The organism is Burkholderia sp. SRS-W-2-2016 (genome assembly GCF_001931485.1).
Classification (GTDB): Bacteria; Pseudomonadota; Gammaproteobacteria; order Burkholderiales; family Burkholderiaceae; genus Paraburkholderia.
In genome coordinates this window covers 43,339-63,890 of the sequence record NZ_MSDV01000053.1, presented here as the reverse complement: position 1 = coordinate 63,890, position 20,552 = coordinate 43,339, and the positions used below count along the sequence as shown (strand labels likewise).

General features: G+C 66.3%; 19 protein-coding genes. 14 read left to right on the top strand and 5 right to left on the bottom strand.

Going from position 1 to position 20,552, the window contains the following annotated elements:
• Positions 1 to 7: 7 nt before the first annotated feature.
• Positions 8 to 1,444 carry a winged helix-turn-helix domain-containing protein gene (locus BTH42_RS23565; protein ID WP_178392223.1) on the bottom strand — a complete coding sequence of 479 codons (1,437 nt, stop codon included), beginning with the start codon at positions 1,442 to 1,444 and terminating at the stop codon, positions 8 to 10.
• A 191-nt stretch (positions 1,445 to 1,635) separates the two neighbouring features.
• On the opposite strand from BTH42_RS23565, the gene BTH42_RS23560 reads away from it, so the two are divergent.
• The 4 genes from BTH42_RS23560 to BTH42_RS23545 all read left to right on the top strand — a co-directional run bounded on the left by BTH42_RS23560 (position 1,636) and on the right by BTH42_RS23545 (position 7,428).
• The gene (locus tag BTH42_RS23560; protein WP_178392222.1) at positions 1,636 to 2,724 is read left to right on the top strand and encodes a lactonase family protein; all 1,089 of its coding nucleotides are present in this window, start codon (positions 1,636 to 1,638) and stop codon (positions 2,722 to 2,724) included.
• 143 nt (positions 2,725 to 2,867) lie between these two features.
• Entirely contained in the window at positions 2,868 to 3,623 is a 756-nt protein-coding gene (locus BTH42_RS23555) for an SDR family NAD(P)-dependent oxidoreductase (protein WP_075303570.1), read from the top strand.
• 155 nt (positions 3,624 to 3,778) lie between these two features.
• Positions 3,779 to 6,445: an excinuclease ABC subunit UvrA gene (locus BTH42_RS23550; protein WP_075303569.1), complete on the top strand. Its 2,667-nt coding sequence runs from the start codon at positions 3,779 to 3,781 to the stop codon at positions 6,443 to 6,445.
• A gap of 77 nt (positions 6,446 to 6,522) precedes the next feature.
• Positions 6,523 to 7,428 carry a LysR family transcriptional regulator gene (locus BTH42_RS23545; protein ID WP_075303568.1) on the top strand — a complete coding sequence of 302 codons (906 nt, stop codon included), beginning with the start codon at positions 6,523 to 6,525 and terminating at the stop codon, positions 7,426 to 7,428.
• A 51-nt stretch (positions 7,429 to 7,479) separates the two neighbouring features.
• Here BTH42_RS23545 and BTH42_RS23540 read toward each other — a convergent pair whose 3' ends face one another.
• The 3 genes from BTH42_RS23540 to BTH42_RS23530 all read right to left on the bottom strand — a co-directional run bounded on the left by BTH42_RS23540 (position 7,480) and on the right by BTH42_RS23530 (position 10,683).
• Positions 7,480 to 8,694 carry an MFS transporter gene (locus BTH42_RS23540; RefSeq protein ID WP_075303567.1) on the bottom strand — a complete coding sequence of 405 codons (1,215 nt, stop codon included), beginning with the start codon at positions 8,692 to 8,694 and terminating at the stop codon, positions 7,480 to 7,482.
• Between the two features lie 228 nt (positions 8,695 to 8,922).
• The gene (locus BTH42_RS23535) at positions 8,923 to 9,621 is read right to left on the bottom strand and encodes a GntR family transcriptional regulator (RefSeq protein ID WP_075303566.1); all 699 of its coding nucleotides are present in this window, start codon (positions 9,619 to 9,621) and stop codon (positions 8,923 to 8,925) included.
• A gap of 237 nt (positions 9,622 to 9,858) precedes the next feature.
• Positions 9,859 to 10,683, bottom strand: a complete 825-nt coding sequence (locus BTH42_RS23530) for a glutaredoxin domain-containing protein (protein ID WP_256702184.1) — start codon at positions 10,681 to 10,683, stop codon at positions 9,859 to 9,861.
• 161 nt (positions 10,684 to 10,844) lie between these two features.
• Between BTH42_RS23530 and BTH42_RS23525 the strand changes: the two genes are divergently transcribed.
• From BTH42_RS23525 to BTH42_RS23485, 9 genes are all read left to right on the top strand, one after another.
• Positions 10,845 to 11,732, top strand: a complete 888-nt coding sequence (locus BTH42_RS23525; RefSeq protein ID WP_075303565.1) for a LysR family transcriptional regulator — start codon at positions 10,845 to 10,847, stop codon at positions 11,730 to 11,732.
• 109 nt (positions 11,733 to 11,841) lie between these two features.
• Positions 11,842 to 12,675 (top strand): GntR family transcriptional regulator, encoded by an 834-nt coding sequence (locus tag BTH42_RS23520; RefSeq protein ID WP_075303564.1) that lies wholly within the window; start codon positions 11,842 to 11,844, stop codon positions 12,673 to 12,675.
• 215 nt (positions 12,676 to 12,890) lie between these two features.
• Entirely contained in the window at positions 12,891 to 13,892 is a 1,002-nt protein-coding gene (locus BTH42_RS23515; RefSeq protein ID WP_075303563.1) for an ABC transporter substrate-binding protein, read from the top strand.
• A gap of 7 nt (positions 13,893 to 13,899) precedes the next feature.
• Entirely contained in the window at positions 13,900 to 14,763 is an 864-nt protein-coding gene (locus tag BTH42_RS23510; RefSeq protein WP_075303562.1) for an ABC transporter ATP-binding protein, read from the top strand.
• Positions 14,760 to 15,518, top strand: coding sequence for an ABC transporter permease (locus tag BTH42_RS23505; protein WP_075303561.1), 759 nt, complete (start codon positions 14,760 to 14,762; stop codon positions 15,516 to 15,518). The genes BTH42_RS23510 and BTH42_RS23505 overlap by 4 nt, the downstream gene beginning before the upstream one ends.
• Positions 15,515 to 16,291 carry an ABC transporter permease gene (locus BTH42_RS23500; protein ID WP_075303560.1) on the top strand — a complete coding sequence of 259 codons (777 nt, stop codon included), beginning with the start codon at positions 15,515 to 15,517 and terminating at the stop codon, positions 16,289 to 16,291. The genes BTH42_RS23505 and BTH42_RS23500 overlap by 4 nt, the downstream gene beginning before the upstream one ends.
• Before the next feature lie 59 nt (positions 16,292 to 16,350).
• Positions 16,351 to 17,850, top strand: a complete 1,500-nt coding sequence (gene leuC / locus BTH42_RS23495) for a 3-isopropylmalate dehydratase large subunit (protein WP_075303559.1) — start codon at positions 16,351 to 16,353, stop codon at positions 17,848 to 17,850.
• On the top strand, positions 17,847 to 18,473 hold the full coding sequence (leuD, locus tag BTH42_RS23490) for a 3-isopropylmalate dehydratase small subunit (RefSeq protein ID WP_075303558.1): 627 nt from the start codon (positions 17,847 to 17,849) through the stop codon (positions 18,471 to 18,473). Before leuC ends, leuD begins: the two co-directional genes overlap by 4 nt.
• A gap of 75 nt (positions 18,474 to 18,548) precedes the next feature.
• Positions 18,549 to 19,430: an oxaloacetate decarboxylase gene (locus tag BTH42_RS23485; protein WP_075303557.1), complete on the top strand. Its 882-nt coding sequence runs from the start codon at positions 18,549 to 18,551 to the stop codon at positions 19,428 to 19,430.
• A gap of 3 nt (positions 19,431 to 19,433) precedes the next feature.
• Here BTH42_RS23485 and BTH42_RS23480 read toward each other — a convergent pair whose 3' ends face one another.
• Positions 19,434 to 20,018 (bottom strand): glutathione binding-like protein, encoded by a 585-nt coding sequence (locus BTH42_RS23480; RefSeq protein WP_075303556.1) that lies wholly within the window; start codon positions 20,016 to 20,018, stop codon positions 19,434 to 19,436.
• A 193-nt stretch (positions 20,019 to 20,211) separates the two neighbouring features.
• Between BTH42_RS23480 and BTH42_RS23475 the strand changes: the two genes are divergently transcribed.
• Positions 20,212 to 20,466 (top strand): hypothetical protein, encoded by a 255-nt coding sequence (locus BTH42_RS23475; RefSeq protein WP_075303555.1) that lies wholly within the window; start codon positions 20,212 to 20,214, stop codon positions 20,464 to 20,466.
• Positions 20,467 to 20,552: the final 86 nt, after the last annotated feature.

Genomic DNA, 20,552 nt, shown 5'->3' with positions numbered 1-20,552 from the left:
CGGACCGTCAGCACAGCGAGTCGCATTCGGTCTTCGAATACGGCTGCGGGGATGTGGCTGAATCAGGCGCGTGCGTTTCGCTGGTTTCGCCGTTCACGAAGCGCCGGATCGTATTCGGGATCCGGTATTCGACCGCGGGGCCGTCGTAAAGGCGAAACACGAATGCGCTATCGACCAGTGCGCTGATCGCATCCAGCGCTTGATGAAGCGGCAAGCCATGCGCGGCGCCGAGCGCGCACAACTCGTCTGGACCGGCAGGCCGGCCGAGCCGGGACAAGCCGCGAAGGATGGTTTGTTGGGCCGGGCTGAAGTGGGCCCATGTCCACCTGAGCGCCGCGTCGAACGAAGCATGGTGGCTGTCGGCCGGGCCGCGCATTTCGTACGCGGGCAGCGGCAGGTTGCGCTGAAGCAGCGACGTGACGACATCGATGCCGAGCAACGACGTGTGACGGGCCGCGAATTCGATTGCCAGCGGCAAGCCGTCCATTGCCGCCACCAGCTCGCGCGCCTGTTCGATAAACGCGTCGGTGAGCGGCAGGTCGGGATCCAGCGCGCGCACACGCGAGACGAACAGGTCCAGTGCCGGATGCTCGTTGCCGGCGCCGCAAGCCGGCAATAGCGAGTCGACGTAGACGACTTTCTCCATCGACGCGTTGAGCGGAGCCCGGCAGGTCGCGAGCACTGTCGTTCTGCCCGGGCCGCTGAAAAGCCCGCGCTCGTCGAGCGATTCGATCACGCACGACGCGCTCAGATCGCAGTTGTCCAGCACGATCAGCAGCGGCTCGCGCGCGCTTGCGCGAGCGGCCACGCAATTCATAGTGCCGAGCAGCGCGTCGAGCGCCGCACGTTGATCGTCGCGATGGGGGAATGCCGCCAGCGACAGATACGCGGTCCCGATGCCTCGCCGGTGTTGCTGCCGGTGCGCCAATTCGATTGCGATGCGCGACTTTCCGGACCCGGGCGCGCCGACCAGCGTAATGAGCGAATGATTGCGTTCGAGTTCGCCGGCGAGTGAGTGCAAGAGCGGGTCGCGGCCGAACAGCGGGCCGTGCACATCGGGCAGCCTGAAGCGCCGCGCGGGATCGGGTGTCGCGGGCGTCGCGGGCCTCGCGACCGCGGCATGCGCGGCGGACCCGGGCGCGGGCTCCACTGCCCGCGCGTTCGGAACGACCAGCCGGTAGCCCCTTCCGGAGACCGTCTGGATCAGCTGACGATGCGCTCCGAAGATCCTTCTGAGCGCCGAGATATGCACCTGAATATTGTTCTCTTCGACGATCGTGTCGGGCCAGACCTTGCGGAGTATGTCCGCAGTCGATACCAATGCGCCATTGGCGTCGAGCAGTAGTTCGAGCAGTTCGTACGCGCGGCTGCTGACGCGAACCGCGACGCCGTTCGACAGAATCTGCCGGGTACTTCGTATGACTTCCACTTCCCCTAATTTCATTTCGCAGTTCCTGATCGACGGCGGGCATTGCACGGAAGAGGCAATCGAACTGCCGGATTGCTTCCGATTTGGTGCGCGCATTTTAGCGCGCCCAAAATGCGAACAAAGTGACGTAATAGCGGGTCGAGCCCGTCGCGGTTCTTATTGCCGTTAGGTATTGCCGTTATGATTCGTGAAAAATGGAGATGAGCGTGACTGATCAGCAAAGCAATAGCTTCACCGTCGTAGTGGGTACCTATACGCAGTCGATGCCGCACGTCGAAGGTAAGGGCGAGGGCATCCATCTGTTGAACTTCGATACGGCCAGCGGACAACTCAGTCCGATCACGGTGCAGGCGGCCGTCAATCCGACCTATCTGACGGTGTCGGCGGATCGCAGCCGCGTCTACGCGGTGCGAGAAGTGACCGCCAAAGTCGGCGCGGGCGTGAGCACCTATGCGCTCGATACCGCGCGCGGCACGTTGACCCTGCTGCACGACACGCCGACACCGGGGAGTTGGCCCTGCCACGTATCGGTCGACGAGACGTTGTCGCTGCTGCTCGTATCGAACTATCTGAGCGGCGAAGTGCTGGCGCTGCGGCTGGATGCGCAACGCGTGCCGATGGGTGCGCCGGCTGTTCTCGTCGGCCAGGGGAGCGGCCCGAACGCCGAGCGGCAGGAGGGGCCGCACGCGCACTGCGCGCTCGTTAGTCCGGATCGCCGCCACGTTTATATCGCGGACCTCGGCGCCGACCGTGTGACACGTCACCCGTTGGCCGCCGATACCGGCTTGCCGCGTCAGGAGCCCGATCTGATCCTGCCGGCCGCGCCCGGCGCGGGCCCGCGTCACCTCGCGTTCGGACGCGCGGGCCAGTGCCTGCTGGTCAATTACGAACTGTCGTCGACGCTGCGGATGTACCGGCTCGACGCGGCTGGCGCGGCCTCGCTCAGCAGCGAAATTTCGAGTCTGCCGGCCGGCTTCGGCGGCGTCAGTTACGCGAGTGCGATACGGCTGCATCCGTCGGGCCGTACCGTGTACGTCGGCAATCGCGGTCATGATTCGGTGTTCGCCGCGCGCGTCGATGAAGCAGCGGGCACGCTGACGCCGCTCGGTCACTGGCCGTCGGGCGGCGCGGCGCCGCGGGATCTCGCGGTATCGCCGGATGGCCGTTATCTGCTTGCCGCCTCGCAAAATGACGGGTTTATCCGGGTGTTTTCGATCGACCCGCAAACCGGCGAGCTGGAATTCACCGGCCACGATTACCCGGTTCGCCACGCGGTGTGCGTCCAGTTCGCGTGACCGCCGCTTCATAAAAATTCAGCATCCTTCAAGGACGCCGTCCGCGCCCGCTCGTTAATCTTCCCGGCCATAGCGGTACCGATCGCTATGTCGGCGGCGACTGTCGTTGCGCCGACGAATCGACATCGAACCTGGAGGACATCATGAGCAAACGAGTGGAAGGTAAGGTCGCGCTGGTCACGGGCGGCACGAGCGGCATCGGGCTGGCCGCGGCAAAAGATCTCGCCGCGCAGGGCGCGCGCGTGTACATCACCGGGCGGCGCGAAGCGGAACTGGAACAGGCGCTCGAAACGGTGGGGCATGGCGCGCGCGGCGTGAAGGGCGATGTCACGCGCGCGGCGGATCTGGATGCGCTATTCGCGAGAATCCGCGCCGAAGAGGGCCGGCTCGACGTGCTGTACACGAACGCCGGCGGCGGCTCGATGGCGCCGCTCGGTGACATCTCCGAACAGCATTTCGACGACACCTTCAACCGCAATGTGCGCGCGGTCGTGTTCACCGTGCAGAAGGCGCTGTCGCTGATGTCGAAGGGCGGCTCGATCATCCTGACCGGATCGATCGCCGGTTCGACGGGGACCCAGGCGTTCAGTATCTACAGTGCTTCGAAAGCCGCTGTGCGCGCGCTTGCCCGCAGCTGGGTGCTGGATCTGAAGGAGCGCGGCATCCGCGTGAACGTGGTCAGTCCCGGTTCGACGCGCACGATCGGTCTGGCCGAACTCGGCGGCGATACGCGTGAAGGTCAGGAGGGATTGCTTGCGTACCTCGCGTCGCTGGTGCCGATGGGCCGTCTTGCCGAGCCGGAGGAAATCGCGAAGGTGGTGACGTTCCTCGCGTCCGATGATTCGAGCTTTATCAACGGCGCCGAGATCGCGGCGGACGGCGGGCAGGCGCAGGTGTAAGCGCAGGTGTAAGCGCGGGCGGTCCGTCGTGCGGGGCAGGCGCGCCGGTGCCCGGCTGCGATGCCCCGCTGGGCACGATTCGTGCGGCTGGGCTTCGGCGGAGTCACGCTGCTAATATCGCACCGCACGCCCTGCCCATCCGCCATCGATCGCACATGGACGCCACTGCCCGCAAAGCCGATTCGTCGCCGCCGTTAGAAGGTTTCGTTCAGGTGCGCGGCGCCCGCGAACACAACCTCAAGAACATCGACGTACAGATTCCGCGCGACGCGCTCGTCGTGTTCACCGGCGTGTCCGGTTCCGGCAAGTCGTCGCTCGCGTTCGGCACCTTGTATGCGGAGGCGCAGCGCCGCTACTTCGAATCGGTCGCGCCGTACGCGAGGCGGCTGATCGAACAGGTCGGCGTGCCGGAAGTCGACGCGATCGAAGGCCTGCCGCCCGCGGTCGCGCTGCAACAGCAACGCGGCTCGCCGGGCGCGCGCTCGTCGGTGGGCAGTGTGACCACGCTGTCGAGCCTCGTGCGGATGCTGTATTCGCGCACCGGCACCTACCCGCCGAAGCAGCCGATGCTGTTTGCCGAGGATTTCTCGCCGAACACGGTGCAGGGCGCGTGTCCGGCCTGTCATGGACTGGGGCGCGTGTACGAGGTCACCGAAAAATCGATGGTGCCCGACGACTCGCTGACCATCCGCGAACGCGCGATCGCCGCGTGGCCGCCCGCATGGCACGGCCAGAATCTGCGCGACATCCTGGTCACGCTCGGCTACGACGTCGATACGCGGTGGCGCGACCTGCCGAAAAAAGACCGCGACTGGATCCTGTTCACCGACGAGCAGCCGACCGTGCCGGTCTACGCGGGCCTCACACCGAAAGAAACCCGCGCGGCGCTCAGACGCAAGGACGAGCCGAGCTACCAGGGCACCTTCAGCGGCGCGCGCCGCTACGTACTCCATACCTTTGCCAACACGCAAAGCGCGCTGATGAAAAAGCGCGTGTCGCAGTACATGGTCGGCAGCGACTGCCCGGATTGTCGCGGCAAGCGGCTGAAGAAAGAGGCGCTGTCGGTGAAGTTCGCCGGGCTCGATATCGCGGAGCTGTCGCAGTTGCCGCTCGCGGCGCTGGCCGCGATGCTCGAACCGATCGCGCGCGGAGCATGGCCGGGCGCAGCCGATGCAACCGATGCGGTTGCGGGCAAGACAAATGTCCTCAGTAAAAGCGCGATGCGTGAGGCGGTGCAAAAGCGCGTGTCCGCCGGCGGCTCGGCGCACAAGGCCTCGCCCGATGTGCGACGCACGCCGAATATGTCGGAGGAGAAGCGGCTCGCCGCGCAACGTATCGCGGCCGAGTTGCTGGAGCGGCTGACCACGCTGATCGATCTCGGCCTCGGTTATCTGACGCTCGATCGCAGTACGCCGACGCTGTCGTCGGGCGAATTGCAGCGGCTGCGACTGGGCACGCAGTTGTCGTCGCAACTATTCGGCGTGGTGTACGTGCTCGACGAGCCATCGGCCGGCCTGCATCCCGCCGATGGCGAGGCGCTCTTTAGCGCGCTTCAGGCGCTCAAAGCCGCCGGTAATTCGCTGTTCATCGTCGAGCACGATCTGCAGATGATGCGGCGGGCCGACTGGCTCGTCGATGTCGGCCCGGCTGCCGGCGAAGGCGGCGGGCAGGTGCTGTATAGCGGGCCGCCGGAAGGGCTCGCGAGCATCGAAGCGTCGCAGACGCGCCGGCATCTGTTCGCCGCGCCGACCCCGCCAGATCGCACGCCACGCGCAGCCTCGGGCTGGCTGAAGCTCGCGAGGATCACCCGCAACAACCTGCATGAGCTGGACGTTGCGTTTCCGCTCGGCTGCCTGAGCACGGTGACCGGCGTATCGGGTTCCGGCAAGTCGAGCCTCGTTAGCCAGGCGCTGCCGGAACTGGTCGCGGGCCGGCTCGGGAAGATGATCGACAACGTGGAGGATGACGAAGAAAACCCGCTGTTCGTCACCGCGGCGGCGCGCACCGGCGGCCATATCGCCGGCGGGATGGAGGCGATCAAACGGCTGGTGCGGGTCGACCAGAAGCCGATCGGCCGCACGCCGCGCTCGAACCTCGCGACCTACACCGGGCTGTTCGATCACGTGCGCAAGCTGTTCGCGGACACGCCCGCCGCGCGCAAGCGTCGTTATAGTGCTGGCCGTTTTTCGTTCAACGTCGCGCAAGGACGTTGCCCGGTTTGCGAAGGCGAGGGCTTCGTCAGCGTCGAACTGCTGTTTCTGCCGAGCGTGTACGCGCCGTGCACGACCTGCAACGGCACACGCTACAACGCGGCGACGCTGGAAATTACGTGGCGCGGCAAGAACATCGCCGACGTGCTGGGCCTGACCGTCGACGCCGCGTGCGAATTCTTCGCGGACGAAGCGGCGGTGATGCGCGCGCTCGCGGCGCTGCGCGATCTCGGCCTCGGTTATCTGCGACTCGGCCAGCCGGCCACCGAGCTATCGGGCGGCGAAGCGCAGCGCATCAAGCTCGCCACCGAATTGCAACGCGCGCAGCGCGCCGACACGCTGTACATCCTCGACGAACCGACCACCGGCCTGCATCCGGCCGACGTCGACCGCCTGATGGTGCAGTTGCAGGGACTCGTCGACGCGGGCAACACGGTGGTGCTGGTCGAACACGATATGCGGGTGGCGATCCAGAGCGACTGGGTGATCGACGTGGGCCCGGGAGCCGGCGACGCCGGCGGGAAAATCGTCGCGAGCGGCACGCCGCGCGAAGTGGCGGGCGAGCCGGACAGCCGGACCGCGGTGTATTTGCGCCAGCAACTTCAGGACTGACGCGACGGTAACCGCACGGCCCCGCGTTCACGTGTAAGCTACCGCGACATTGCGCACGGTGCGTGAACCAAGGAGTCATGGACAAACTCGTCGCCCTCAAAACGTTGCTCGAAGTAGCCGATGCCGAGGGCTTCGCCAAGGCGGCAAAGCGGATGGGGGTCGCCACGTCATCGGTTGCCCGGCTGATGGATGCGCTGGAGGCCGATCTCGGCACTGCGTTGCTGACGCGCACCCCGCGGCGCGTCAGCCTGACCGACGCCGGCGCGAACTACGTGGAGCGCATCGCCGCCGTGCTCGACGGACTGGCCGAAGCGGACGAAAGCATTCTCGATAGCGGCGCGGTGCCGGTCGGTACGCTGCGGCTCACCGTCCCGGCGACTTACAACCGCGTTGTGCTCGCGCCGCATCTCGCGGCGTTCATGCGCGAGCAACCCAACGTCGCGCTCGACGTGGTCGTCGCCGACCAGATGGTCGATCTTGCGCTCGACCGGATCGACGTCGCCATTCGTATCGGCGTGCCGGCCGACAATCCCCAACTCGTCGCGAAAGTACTCGCCGATAACCCGCGGCTGGTCGTCGCGAGTCCCGACTATCTGCAACGTCACGGCACGCCTGCCGCGCCCGCCGAACTGGCCGACCATCAATGTCTACGGATCGCGTACGGCGGCAGCTATCGTGCGCGTCAGGCATGGATGTTCACGCACGCCGGTCAGCAGGAGCGGGTCAACGTGCGCGGACGGCTCGTGACCAACAGCCTCGATATGCTGCTCGCGGCCGTGCTCGCCGCGCAAGGGATCGCGCTGTTGCCGCGCTGGCTGGTCGAGCCGCATCTGCGGGCGGGGCAACTGACCGCGTTGTTCGCGGATCATCACGTCACGCCGCACGACGATGCGGCGGTCGTGTTCGCCGCGTTCCTGCCGAACCGGCGTCAATCGCTGAAAGTGCGCGCGTTCCTGCAGTTCATCGAAACGCGGCTCCAGTAACGCGTCGCCCGCGCGCGGCGGACGACGTCATTGGTTCAGCGGTTCAGCGGTTCAGCGGTTCACACGGGCGTGGCTGCGTCCCACCGCCAGGAAGTGCGCCAGCGCGAGCAGCGGAAAGCTCAACGCGACACCGGCGACGAGCGGCCAGCCGCCGCGCTCGAACAGCAGGCTCGCGAGCGCGGAGCCCAGCGCGCCGCCCACGAAAATGCTCGTCATATAGAGCGCGTTCAGACGATTGCGGCTGGCCGGATCGAGTGCGTAGATCTCGCGCTGGCCGACCACCATGTTCATCTGCACCGCGAAATCGAGCGCGATACCGGTGACGACGAGCCCGAACAGGCCGCTGCCGGGATACACGAGCGCGGGCAGGTACGAGAGCGCGGCGGTGACCAGCGCGACGATCGTCGCGCGCACCGCGTGCCCGGCATCGGCCAGCCGCCCGGCGACCGGCGCGGAGGTCGCGCCAATCGCGCCGACGAGGGCGAACAACGCGATCTGCGATTGCGACAGCCCATATTGCCGGGTCAGCTCGATCGGCACCGCGGTCCAGAACAGACTGAACGACGCGAACATCAAACCCTGGTAGAGCGCGCGATCGCGCAGCACCGGCAACGTGCGCGTCAGCGCGATCAGCGAGCCGAGCAGTTCGACGTAGGTGGCACGGTGTTGCGGCTGGCGGCGCGGAATGGTCAGCGCGAGCAGCGCGGTCACGAGTGCCATCAGGACCGCCGCGCTGCCGAACACCACGCGCCAGCCGAAATGATCGGCGATCACGCTGGCCAGCGGGCGCGCCAGCAGCACGCCGAGCAACAGCCCGCTCATGATCGTGCCGACGATGCGCCCGCGCGAATGGTCGGGAGCGAGGTGCGCCGCGAGCGGGATCAGAATCTGTACGGCGACCGAGCTGAAGCCGATCAGCAACGACAGCAGCAGAAACACGCTGGCGGAATGCGCGAACGACGCCGTGGCAAGACTGGCGATCGCGACCAGCGCGGTCGTGATCATCAGCTTGCGGTTCTCGAGCAGATCGCCGAGCGGCACGATGAAAAAGAGCCCGAGCGCGTAGCCGATCTGCGTCAGCGACACGATCAGGCTGGCGGTGTCGCCGGACATGTGCAGAGAAGAGCCGATCAGCAGCGTGATCGGCTGCGCGTAGTAGAGGTTCGCGACGATCGCGCCGCAACTGAACGCGAAAAGGGCGACGAGGCCCGTCGATAGCGGGCTTGAGTGGGGTTTGCTGCCGATAGTGCGTGACGGTGTGGACATCTCGGTTCCTTGAACGGGTACCTCGCGAATACGGGCGAGGCGGGGCGGTCGCCCGGCCGCGGCATGACTGTGCCGGTTCGGCGGGGCAAGGTTTTCAGGAGCAGAGATTAGAAGAGGCGGCATCCGGGCGGAAGCCGGCCGGCGCGCAATCGAGCGTTGCGGCGAGCGCAACGCAGGCGGGCGGTATTCAGGAGGCCAGGCGGGATGCGCGCTGCGCGCGGCGGCGCGCTATACGTCGAAAATCCGGTGCCGCCGCAACGCGTCGACCTGCCACTGCACGATCCGCGTTCGGTGCGCACGCGCGACGCTGCCCGCCGTCGCCGCATCGCCCGCGCGCGCGGCGGCGACGATCGCGCGCAACGCGTCGGTCTGCGCATCCGGCCAGTCGACCAGCCGCAACGTCATATCGCGCACATGCCCCATCTGCGCGCGGCATTCGCCGACGATCTGCGTGAGGCGCGGATTGCCCGCGAGCGTGAGCAGATGCGCATAGAACGCGTCGGCGGCCGCGGCCCACGCGGCCAGATCGTCGCGCTCGAACGCGCGCTCCATCTCGGTACAGGCTTTGTCGAGCGGCTTCAGGTCTTTCGCTTTCGGGGCGGCGCGCGCGACCGCCTCGGCGGCAGTCGCTTCCAGACTCGCCTGCACCTGCTGCACTTCCTCGATATCCGCGATCGAGATGCTGCGCACCCGCATCCCGTGGCGCGGCACGATGACCAGCAGATTTTCCTTCTGCAGACGGATCAAGGCTTCGCGCACCGGCGTGCGGCTGACGCCGAACAGGGCGACCAGTTCCTGTTCGAGCAGCTGCGTGCCCGGGCGGAATTCGTTGGACAGAATGCGCGCGCGAATCTGTTGATAGACCGCGTCGGTCGAGGTTTCGCGCGGCGGTTGCGATGCCGCGCCGGCAGTCGAAGCGTGGGCCATGTTGTGCGAGCGCGTACCTTGCGTACGGACGTCGAAAAGGCGGACTCGGAGCGGCCGACCGGCGCCGCTTGCGGGCGACGGCACGCCGACTGACGCCGTCGCGGTTTCGCGCGACGGCGTCAGCCGATTATACGGGAGCGCGGCGCAACGCCAAGCAATGCATACGTTAACGTCGGCATGTTGAAAGGAAAAACTACCGGGATATCCGCTTTTGCCGCGTTTTGCGAAGCCGAAGCATTACTTCTGGTCGTCCCACACTTCGTCGGGCACCGGCAGACCGGCGAGGTCGTCGCGCGTCAGCGGGCCGTCGGCGGCGATGTTTTCGCGCTCCAGCATCAACGCGACCTGCCGCGTATGCTGCGCCGCGTGCCATGCGGTGCGTTCCAGCACCTCGTGCATCGAGCGGCGGCCGTAATAGGTCGGCACTTCGTAGGATAGCGAACGGTCCGCCTCGCTGTCCCACCAGTCGAGCAGACGCTGCCGCACGCTCTCGCCCCGGCGCGCGATGTCCTGCTGGGACCAGTCGGCGGGCGGCTGGTCGTCGAACGATTCGAAACGCAGATCGATCTGCCGGGCGGCCTCGATACCCATTTCGGCGACGCGGAACACATGGAACGTGAGCCCGGCGGGCGTGCGGTTGCGGTTGCGGAACGGCTCGCGGAAATACGCGTCGCCGAATTGACGGGTGTAGCGCACGTTGGCCGCGAGCACGTGCGCGAGCTTCTCCACCAGTTCGGCCGGCGGCAACGGCGGATTCGGATCGGTCTTCAGGTCGAGGAAGCGGATCACGTCGTTGATGCTCTGGCAGAACGTGTAGCGCATCCCGATCGCGACGACCGGCACGCTGCGCACGCCGAGTTCGAACAGCGCGTCGCGGCCGGCCGGATCGTTGTGCACGTCGATCGATTCGAATGCGATTCCCTGTTTGGTGAGGAATTCCTTGGTGCGCAGGCACGACGAACAGCCGGGCTGCCAGAACACCCGGATCTTCGCGCCTGCGTTCGTGCTGGCTGTGGTGGGTTGGGGTGTTGCGCTCATCGCCGTATTTACCGTTGTGCTCATGGTCGTCTCCCGCCGCATGTCGTGATGCCCGATGATCCCGCGGATACGTGCGCTATAAAAGCAGTGCTTCGCCATGCCGCCATCGTCGCGCGCGATGACAGCGTGTTGCGACGCGTGCGATTCGCTACACTGCGATCTCCGTGACCCGATCCGTTGCCGTCATGTCCTCGCTCGATCCGCTGTCGTTACGCCTGTTCGTCGCTGTCGCCGAGACCGGCACGATCGCGGCCGCCGCCGGGCGCGAGCACATCGCCGCCGCGGCGGTCAGCAAGCGCATCAGCGAAATCGAAGCGCTGCTCGGCGTGAGCCTGCTGCATCGCACGAACAAGGGCGTCGCGCCGACCGATGCGGGGCGGCGGCTCGTTGCGCTCGCCCATCGCGCGCTGCATCAACTCGACGACATCGCGGTGCAGATGCGCGATTACACCGAGGACGTGAGCGGTCTGGTGCGGGTCGCCGCGAACATCTCGTCTATCGTGCAGTTTTTGCCGCGTGAGTTGCGCGGTTTCGCGGCGAGTCATCCGCAGGTGAGGATCCAGCTCGAAGAAAAGCCGAGTACCCAGGTGGTCCGCGCGCTGGTCGATAACGCGGCCGATATCGGCATCTTCACGTCGGTCCCGCATGGCTATGCGGTGCAGACGTTTGCTTATCGCCACGACAATCTGGTGCTGGTTACGCCGCCCGGTCATCCGCTTGCGAGCGCCGACGCGCTGCCGTTCGCCGACACGCTCGCGCACGAATTCGTCGCGTTGCCGCCGGATACCGCGATCAGCCAGCAGTTGACGCGCGCCGCGCACGAACACGGCCGGCCCGTGCAGGTCCGTATTCAGGTGACCGGCTACGACGCGCAGTGCGTGATGATCGCCGCCGGCCTCGGGCTGGGCGTGATGCCGGAAGCGGTCGCGCGGCAGCACGCGGGCCGCGACGGTCTCGCGATCGTCGCGCTGACCGACCCGTGGGCGGCGCGCGAGCTGCTGGTCGGCGTGCGTTCGCTCGATGCTTTGCCGGCCGCGTGCCGCGCGTTGCTCACGCATCTGGCCGGCGTGTGAGAGCAGACGTTAGCGGGCAAAGCGGGGCCACGCCGCGTTGATTTAGCGGTGCTAAGATTGCCGCCACACACCCGCATCGTGCCGATGCGATTCAAACGAGGATCACACCATGTCTGCTTCGCGCGCGACACCGCCGGCCCGCTCCGCGAAGCACACCAGCAGTCGCGCACCGGCGCGCGCATCGAGGGCGGCGAAGCAGGCGTCCGCCGCACAGCCCACGCAGTCCACTCCGCAAGCGGCCGTTCAAGCCGATCACTCCGATCACCACGAACCCGCCGACGCGCGCCGCCCGAGTTCCACCGAAGCCGCTTATCGCGAGTTGCGCCGCAGGATTATCGAAAGCGAATTGACGCCCGGCACGCAACTGCTCGAACAGGAACTCGCGTTGCTGCTCGGCTTTAGTCGCACGCCGATCCGCGAGGCTGCGGTGCGGCTGCAAAGCGAAGGGCTCGTGCGGATCGTGCCGCGCCGCGGTATCCGCATCGTGCCCGTCTCGCTGTCCGACATTCGTCATATCTACGAGGTGCTGATCAGCCTCGAATCGACCGCGGCGGCGCTGCTGGCCGAACGCGCCGACGTCGATCTCACCCCGCTCGACGACGCGTGCGCGCAGATGACCGACGCGCTCGCGCGCGGCGACATGCTCGCGTGGGCCGAAGCCGACGAGGTGTTTCACGAGACCCTCGTCACGCTCGGCGGCAACGCGCGTCTGGTGCGACTCGTGATGAACTGCCGCGACCAGGTGCATCGCGTGCGGCGTTTGACCCAGCGCGTGAAGCCGCATCCGCAGCCGGCCAAATCGATCGAGGAACACCGCGCGATCGTTGCCGCGATCCGTGGCGGCGACGCGGCGCGCGCGAGCGGCCTGTATCGCGCGCATCGCGAACGCGGCTGGCGCGATCAGACCAATGTGCTGACGCAGTTCGGCATTCAGCAGGCCTGACGACCTGACTGTGCGACGGCCCCGCCAGGTGCGCGTCGGCCGGTAAGCGGGTTAACCTGCACGCGATTCTCCTTTCCTTAGTCGCAAATAACGCATACATTAATTTACGCGTTTCGAATCGAAACGCGTCGCGGCGGCGTTCGCGAATCGGTGCAAACGCCGCGGCCACACCACAAAAAACGGCTCGACCGTGACTACTGGATGGAGACAAAACGATGCTGGCGACTCGTCGATTCGCGCGAACTATCTGTCTGACGGTCGCGCTCGCGGCCACCGTGGCCGGCCCCGCGTTCGCGCCGTCCGCGCAAGCCGCGCCGCTCACTGTCACGCACTGGGGCGACGGCATGTACGGCGTGCCTTTCGCGGTCGCGCTGGAAAAGGGCTTTTTCAAGGAGCAGGGCGTCGACGTGACGGGCTTCATCACGTCGGAAGGCGGCGGCACGACGGTGCGCAATGCGATGGCCTCGGAGATTCCGTACGGTGAAGTCGCATTGCCCGCGGCGATCTCGGCGATCAAGCAGGGCGTCGATCTGACCATCGTGCACGGCGGCGTGCAAAGCCTCGCCGATCTCGTGTGGGTCCAGCCGAAGAGCGGCACGATCACCGGCATCAAGCAGATGAAGGGCAAGACGATGGGCTACAGCAGCCCGAAGTCGACCACCGACACGATCAGCACGATCGCGCTCGATCGAGCCGGCTTGACCGGCCAGGTGCAGCGCAAACCGGTCGGCAGTTCGAGCGGGATGCTGACCTCGTTGCAGCAGGGCGCGATCGACGCCGGCTATATGACCGAGCCCGCGTTCAGCGAGAAAAAAGACATCGTGAAGATCGCGTTCCGCGCGAGCGACGTCGTGCCGAACGAAACGCAAACGGTCGGCGTGGTGCGCACCGATTATCTGAAAGCGCATCCGGAGGTGATTCGCGGGATCATTCTCGCGCGTCGCAAGGCGGTGCAATACATCGCCGCGCATCGCGACGAGAGCGCGCAGATCGTCGCGCGCCAGTACAAGATGGATCCGAAGGTGGCGCTGTCGGCGATCAGCGACGTGCTCGACAACGATCCGAAATACTGGAGCGAAGGCAGCTTCGACATGGCCAGCATGGACGAAGTGCTGAAGGGCCTGATTCTGGTGAAAGCGATTCCCGCGGGTCCGTTCGACTGGTCGAAGATCATCGATCAGTCGCAACTGCCGGCCGATTTGCGCTCGAAAGGCTGAGGTCACGATGAGCGCATTCGCGAACAAGGGCGCGCGCATCTCGGTCGTGCCGGACCAGGCGGCGCGCGGCGACGGCGAGCGCGTCGAGGCGCGGCTGACCGACGTCACGCGCATCTATCCGGGCAGCGGCGGCAAGCCGCCGTTTCACGCGCTCGGTCCGGTGAGTCTCGAACTGCGCGCGGGCGAGTTCTTCTCGGTGGTCGGCCCGTCGGGCTGCGGCAAGTCCACGCTGCTCGACGTGCTCGCCGGGCTCAATCCGGCGAGCGGCGGCAAGGTCGAATTCGAAGGCCGCGAGGTGGGGCGCCAGGTGCCCGACGGCGTCGCGGTGGTGTTTCAGGAGGACGCGAGTTTTCCGTGGCTGAACGTGTTCGACAACGCCGCGTTCGCCGCGCGCCGCGCCGGTGTTTCGGAGACCGAAGTGCGCGAGCGGGTCGAGCACGCGCTGTCGTTCATGGGGCTGAAGGCGTTCGCGAATGCGTATCCGGCGCAACTGTCCGGCGGCATGCGCCAGCGCGTGTGCATCGCGCGCGCAATGGTGGTGCGGCCGCGCCTGTTGCTGCTCGACGAGCCGTTCGGCGCGCTCGATCAGCAGACCCGTCTGCTGATGGGCGACGAGACGCTGAAGCTGTGGCGCGACACCGGCGCGACCGTGATGCTGATTACCCACTCGATCGACGAAGCGGTGCTGCTGTCGGACCGGATCGGCGTGATGTCGGCCTGTCCGGGCCGTTTCATCGCGACGATCGAAACTCACTGGCCGCGCCTGCGCGATAGTCAGATCGCCACCGATGCACGCTTCGGAGAACTGAGCGCGCAGGTGTGGGGCCTGCTGCGCGCCGAGGCGATGAAGGCGCTCGGGAGCCAGTCATGAGCGTGGCCGCGCGTTGGCGCATCGGCATCGTGGTCGCGCTCGTCGCGCTGCTCGAACTCGTCACGCGGATGGCGTGGATCAATCCGGTGTCGTTCATTCCGCCGTCGGCGATGCTCGCGAGCGCGTGGAGTCTGCTGGTCTCCGGCCAGTACACCAGCGACATTGTGCAAACGCTCGGCACCGCGCTGCTCGCGGTGTTGCTTGCGGTCGTGTTCGGCTTTATCGGCGGTGTCGTGCTGTTCCGGCTGCCGCGTTTGCGGCGCGTGCTCGATCCGCTTTTGTTGTCGTATTACGCGGTGCCGGTGTTCGTGCTGTATCCGATCCTGATCGTGATTTTTGGGCTGAACCGCTGGCCGCTGGTCGGCATCGGTTTCATTTTCGCGGTGGTGGCGATGGCGGTAAATACGCTCAACGGGCTCGAACGCGTGCCGCGCGTGATGCTTCGGACCGCGAAGGTTTGCCGGATGAGCGCGTTGCAGGAGATCCGGCTGATTACGCTGCCGGCGAGTCTGCCGTACGTGTTTACCGGCATCAAATTGACCGTGGTCTACGCGTTTATCGCGGTGGTGGCCGGCGAGTTCGTGTTGTCCGGTTCCGGCTTCGGCTATCAGATCGCGTTCGCGTACAACGCCTTCGACAATCCGACCATGTACGGGCTGATGGTGTTGATGCTCGTGTTCGTCGCGACCCTGAACGGCCTGTTGCGCGCGGCCGAAACGCGCCTGTACCGGCGCATCCGGCGGGAGGCCGCATGAGTACGATCGTCGTATCGCATACGTCGCGGCCGCGCCATGCGCGCCGCTGGCTCGACGGCGTCGTGCTGGTCGTCGTGCTGCTGGCGCTGTGGCAGCTCGTCAGCGAACTGCTCGGGCCGACGGTGGTGACGACGCCGTGGCGCACACTGATGCGGGCCACGCATATCGTCAGCGACGCGGATTTCCCCGAAAGCCTGCGCGTGACGTCGATCGCGTTCGGCTCGGCGTTCGTGATCTCGGCGGTGGGCGGCGTCGCGCTCGGTCTGCTGCTCGGCGCGCGGCGCATCGCCGGCGAGGTGGCCGAACCGCTGATGATGGGCTTCTACTCGATTCCGAAGGTCACGCTCTATCCGGTCGTGCTGCTCGCGTGCGGACTCGGCCTGTGGGCCAAGATCGTGTTCGGCGTGATTCACGGGATCGTGCCGATCGCGCTGTTCACGATGAACGCGGTGCGCAACCTGCCGCCCATTTATACGCGCGCCGCGCATACGTACCGGCTCGGGCCCGCGCAATTCGCCAAGCACATTCTGTTGCCCGCCTGCCTGCCGGAAGTCGTGGCGGGGCTGCGCATCGGCTTTTCGCTGACGCTGCTCGGCACGCTGATCGGCGAGATGTTCGCGTCGCAAAGCGGGATCGGCCGGCTGTTGATGATCGCGATGAACCGCAGCGAGACCAGCACGATCATGGCGCTCGCGCTGATGCTGTTCGTGTTCGCCACCGTCGTCAATCTGCTGTTTCTGGCCTGGCAAAAACACCTCGCGCACGACGCTTAGCACTCAATCTGGCGCTCAACGCGCGCGCGGTTCGCCGCGCGCCACCACGGAGATTTCGTATGCACACCCCCGCCCCGGCGTCGTCCGGCGCCACGCCTCGCACGCTGTTCGACAAACTGTGGGACAGCCATGTGATCGCGCATCTGGCGAGCGGCATCGACCTGCTGCAGGTCGACCGTCATCTGCTGCACGAACTGACCGGCGTCGAGGCGGTGCGCGTACTGGAGAAGCGCTCGCTCGCGGTCGATAGCCCGGGACAAACCTTCGCGACGCTCGATCACGTGATCTCGACGCAGCCCGGCCGCCGCGCCGGCGACGCGGACTGGAGCACCGAGATGGTCGACGCGATGCGCGCGCAGATGAAGCATCACGCGATACCGCTGTTCGACCGCGGCGCGAGCGGCCAGCAGGGCATCGTGCACGTGATCGGGCCGGAGCTGGGGCTGTCGCTGCCCGGCACGCTGCTGGTCTGCGCGGATAGCCACACCTGCACGCATGGCGCGATGGGCTCGCTCGCGTTCGGCATCGGTTCGACCGAAGTGGTGCACGTGCTCGCGACGCAGACGATCCGGCAGAAGCGTCCGAGGACAATGCGCGTGCGCTTTGACGGCACGCTGCGCGACGGCGTCGGCGCGAAGGACATGATCCTGTATCTGATCGGCCGGCTCGGCGCCGCCGGCGGCACCGGCTATGCGGTCGAATACGCGGGCTCGGCCGTTAGCGCGCTGTCGATCGAGAGCCGACTTACGCTGTGCAATCTGACGATCGAAATGGGCGCCAAGTTCGGCCTCGTCGCGCCCGACGACATCACTTTCGACTATCTGCGCGGCCGTCCACACGCGCCGCAGGGCGCCGCGTTCGACGCCGCCGTCGCCGAATGGCGCGCGCTGGCGAGCGAGCCGGGAGCGCACTTCGATCGCGAGGTCGAGATCGACGCGGCGGACATCGGCGTGCAGGTCACGTGGGGCACGAGTCCCGAGCACGTGGTCGCGCTCGATCAGCGCGTGCCCGATCCCGACAGCGTCGCCGATGCGGGCAAGCGCGGCGCGTGGCGCAACGCGCTCGACTACATGGGCGTGAAGCCGGGGCAGCAGTTGGGAGAACTGAGCGTCGACCGGGTCTTCATCGGTTCGTGCACGAATAGCCGGATCGAGGATCTGCGCGCGGCGGCTCGGGTCGTGGAAGGCGCGCACGTCGCGCCGCACGTGAAGGCGTGGGTCGTGCCCGGTTCGCTGACGGTCGCGCGCCAGGCGCACGAAGAAGGACTGGACACGGTGTTCGCGAACGCGGGCTTCGAATGGCGCGAGCCGGGCTGCTCGATGTGCGTCGGCGCGAACGGCGATATCGCGGCGCCGGGCGAGCGCTGCGTATCGACGTCGAACCGCAACTTCATCGGCCGCCAGGGGCCCGGCGCGCGCACGCATCTGGCGAGCCCGGCGGTGGCCGCCGCCAGTGCGCTCGCGGGACACATCGCCGCGCCGCCGTTAGCGACGGCACCCGCCACGCCCACACCCGCCACCACCGCCACGCTCGCCACGCCGCCCGGAGCACAACGATGAAAGCCGTCACGCTGATTCGCGGCGCCGCCGCGCCGCTGCTGCGCAACAACGTCGATACCGATCTGATCATCCGCATCGAGCGGATTTCGCAACTGAAGCGCGGCCAGCTTGGGCCGTGGCTGTTCGAGACGCTGCGTTACCGGGGCGTTGGGCCCGAAAGCGGCGAGCGCGACGATTTCATCCTGAACCAGCCGGCGTTTCGCGACGCGCGGATCATTCTCGGCGGGCAGAACTTCGGCTGCGGCAGCTCGCGCGAGATGGCCGTGTGGGCGCTGGAGGAGCATGGGATCGAATGCGTGATCGCGCCTTCGTTCGGCGACATCTTCTTCAACAACTGCCTGCAGAACGGCCTGCTGCCGATCGTGCTCGACGCCGCGCGCATCGCGACGCTCGCCGCTGTCGCGCAGTCCGGCGCGCCGTTCGAAGTCGATCTGCGCACGCTGGAAATCCGCGCGCCGGGGCTCGAACCGGTCGCGTTCGCATTCGATCCCGCGCAGCAGGCCGCGCTGCTCGAAGGGCTCGACGAAATCGACCAGACGCTGCGCCTGCACGAACAGATCGCGCGATTCCGCGCGGCCGACCGGCGGTCCCGCGCATGGGCATGGCCGGGCGACGCGCGCTAGGCACGCACGCTAACCATCAGCATCGCGCAATGCCTGGGGATCCGAACAAATCAACCTGCTACGAGGAGAACTGTCTTGAGCCGCTCAGCCCGTTTTCGCGCACTGTTCAAAGAGTCCGCGCCGTTCGTCTGTCTCGGCGCGCATGACGCGCTGACCGCCAAGCTTGCCGAAAACGCCGGCGCGAAGGCGATCTACGTGAGCGGCTTCGCATCGGCGGCGGTGGTCGCCGGCGAGCCCGACGTCGGTGTGTTGACCCAGACCGAAATGTTCGAGCACATCCGCCGCATTTGCCGGGTGACGACGATTCCCGTTTTCGCGGATGCCGATACCGGTTACGGCGGCATCCTCGATGTGCAGCGCACGATCCGGCTATGGGAAGAAGCCGGGGCATCGGTGCTGCATCTCGAAGACCAGGCGCTGCCCAAAAAATGCGGGCACTTCGCGGGCAAGCAACTGGTCTCGACCGAAGAGATGCAACTGAAGTTACGCGCGATGCTGGAGGCACGACGCGATCCGGATTTCTTCGTGGTCGCGCGCACGGACGCGATCGCGGTGACCGGCATCGACGATGCATGCGAGCGTCTCGAAGCGTATGCGGAAGCGGGTGCCGATGGCCTGTACGCCGATGCGCCGGAAAGCATCGAGCAGATGCAGCAGTTGACGAAGCGGCTCAAGCATCTGAACAAGCCGATCCTGTTCAACATGGCGCGCACCGGCAAGAGCCCGTATGTATCGCTCGACGACGCGTACCGGATGGGCTTTGCCTACGCGTTGGCGCCGATCGAATCGATGACGGCCGCGCACAAGGCCGTCAAGGAAATGTTCGATATTTTCATGCGCGAGGGGACCACCGAGGCGGTCGCCGACCGGCTCACCACGTTCGACGACTTCAAGCAGTTCATCGGCCTGCCGGAGGCGGTGGAGACGGAGCGGCGATTTGCGGCGCACGTGAAGTGATCGTCAATCCAGGCCCTCGTGCTTCAGCGCGAGCTGGACGGCTGGACGCGCGCGCATCCGGCCGGCGAAGTCGTTCAGTTTTGCCGGGACTTCAATGCCTACCTTGTTTGCCCACAGCAGCATCGTGAACAGATAGGCATCGGCGACACTCGCATCGCGGCCGAACAGGTAATCGCCGGCAAACATGCTGGCGATCAACTGGAAACGTTGACCGAGCTTCTCGCGCGCCGCTGCGGCTTCCGCATCCGATGCGGGCTTGAAAACCCGGCCGAACTGCTTGTGAATTTCCGTCGAAATGAAGGCGAGCATCTCGAGGAGCCGCAAACTGCCGGGTTCGTCGTTCGGCGCAAGCGAGGGTTTGCGCTGCGCGACCCACGAAAGGATCGCGACGTTTTCGGTCAAACGCGTTCCATCATCCATCTCCAGGGTGGGCACGTAACCCTTGGGATTGATCTGGTTGAACTGCTCGCCCGTTTCCGTTTCCTTGGTCTTCAGGTCGACGCGAACGCGGTCGAACGTCAGACCGGCCTCATGCATCGCGATATGGTCGGCAAGGCTGCACGCGCCGGGGGAATAGTAGAGCTTCATGGCAGGGGTCCTTTTTTTGTCACGCTGGCTAACTTGTTGCAAACGACGTTGCAAGCGCAGCAAAGCATGTGCCGCCGCAGGAATTCACATCGACCCCGGCAATCGGCATGGCGCCCGGTTTCTCACCCGGGCGCCCCGGCTCCCGTCGGCGCAGCGCGCTAAAGTTTGCCCGGCCCAGGCCGAAATTCTTGGCATGACGGATGAACTACCGAACTTTCCGGGCGACGACCCGATCCTGGCCGAAGCGCGTGCGCTCGAAGCCAGCATCCGGGCAATCCGGCGGGCGCAAGGGAAGAGCAATCCCGAGGATTTCCCGTTGGGAAGTGCCGAATGCCTCGCGGCGATGGAGGAATTCGTGCGCGACGTCGGCCGGGTGCTCGAACTCGAGCTCCGTTATTTGAGCCAGGGCGGCGATAACGATCCGCACGGAGCGGGGGCGTCCGGGTAATTCGCTCGCCACGTCGACGCACCGCCGATCCTTTGTCCGGGCGCCGCCAGCGGCCGGAACGCACCCTGTTGGTGCGACGCAACAAT

What these genes read in the sequence shown, in the direction of transcription:
- BTH42_RS23565 (WP_178392223.1), bottom strand. Translation starts at nt 1,444, where the DNA reads ATGAAATTAGGGGAAGTGGAAGTCATACGAAGTACCCGGCAGATTCTG.
- BTH42_RS23555 (WP_075303570.1), top strand. Translation starts at nt 2,868, where the DNA reads ATGAGCAAACGAGTGGAAGGTAAGGTCGCGCTGGTCACGGGCGGCACG.
- BTH42_RS23550 (WP_075303569.1), top strand. Translation starts at nt 3,779, where the DNA reads ATGGACGCCACTGCCCGCAAAGCCGATTCGTCGCCGCCGTTAGAAGGT.
- BTH42_RS23545 (WP_075303568.1), top strand. Translation starts at nt 6,523, where the DNA reads ATGGACAAACTCGTCGCCCTCAAAACGTTGCTCGAAGTAGCCGATGCC.
- BTH42_RS23540 (WP_075303567.1), bottom strand. Translation starts at nt 8,694, where the DNA reads ATGTCCACACCGTCACGCACTATCGGCAGCAAACCCCACTCAAGCCCG.
- BTH42_RS23535 (WP_075303566.1), bottom strand. Translation starts at nt 9,621, where the DNA reads ATGGCCCACGCTTCGACTGCCGGCGCGGCATCGCAACCGCCGCGCGAA.
- BTH42_RS23530 (WP_256702184.1), bottom strand. Translation starts at nt 10,683, where the DNA reads ATGAGCACAACGGTAAATACGGCGATGAGCGCAACACCCCAACCCACC.
- BTH42_RS23525 (WP_075303565.1), top strand. Translation starts at nt 10,845, where the DNA reads ATGTCCTCGCTCGATCCGCTGTCGTTACGCCTGTTCGTCGCTGTCGCC.
- BTH42_RS23520 (WP_075303564.1), top strand. Translation starts at nt 11,842, where the DNA reads ATGTCTGCTTCGCGCGCGACACCGCCGGCCCGCTCCGCGAAGCACACC.
- BTH42_RS23515 (WP_075303563.1), top strand. Translation starts at nt 12,891, where the DNA reads ATGCTGGCGACTCGTCGATTCGCGCGAACTATCTGTCTGACGGTCGCG.
- BTH42_RS23510 (WP_075303562.1), top strand. Translation starts at nt 13,900, where the DNA reads ATGAGCGCATTCGCGAACAAGGGCGCGCGCATCTCGGTCGTGCCGGAC.
- BTH42_RS23505 (WP_075303561.1), top strand. Translation starts at nt 14,760, where the DNA reads ATGAGCGTGGCCGCGCGTTGGCGCATCGGCATCGTGGTCGCGCTCGTC.
- BTH42_RS23500 (WP_075303560.1), top strand. Translation starts at nt 15,515, where the DNA reads ATGAGTACGATCGTCGTATCGCATACGTCGCGGCCGCGCCATGCGCGC.
- leuC (WP_075303559.1), top strand. Translation starts at nt 16,351, where the DNA reads ATGCACACCCCCGCCCCGGCGTCGTCCGGCGCCACGCCTCGCACGCTG.
- leuD (WP_075303558.1), top strand. Translation starts at nt 17,847, where the DNA reads ATGAAAGCCGTCACGCTGATTCGCGGCGCCGCCGCGCCGCTGCTGCGC.
- BTH42_RS23480 (WP_075303556.1), bottom strand. Translation starts at nt 20,018, where the DNA reads ATGAAGCTCTACTATTCCCCCGGCGCGTGCAGCCTTGCCGACCATATC.
- BTH42_RS23475 (WP_075303555.1), top strand. Translation starts at nt 20,212, where the DNA reads ATGACGGATGAACTACCGAACTTTCCGGGCGACGACCCGATCCTGGCC.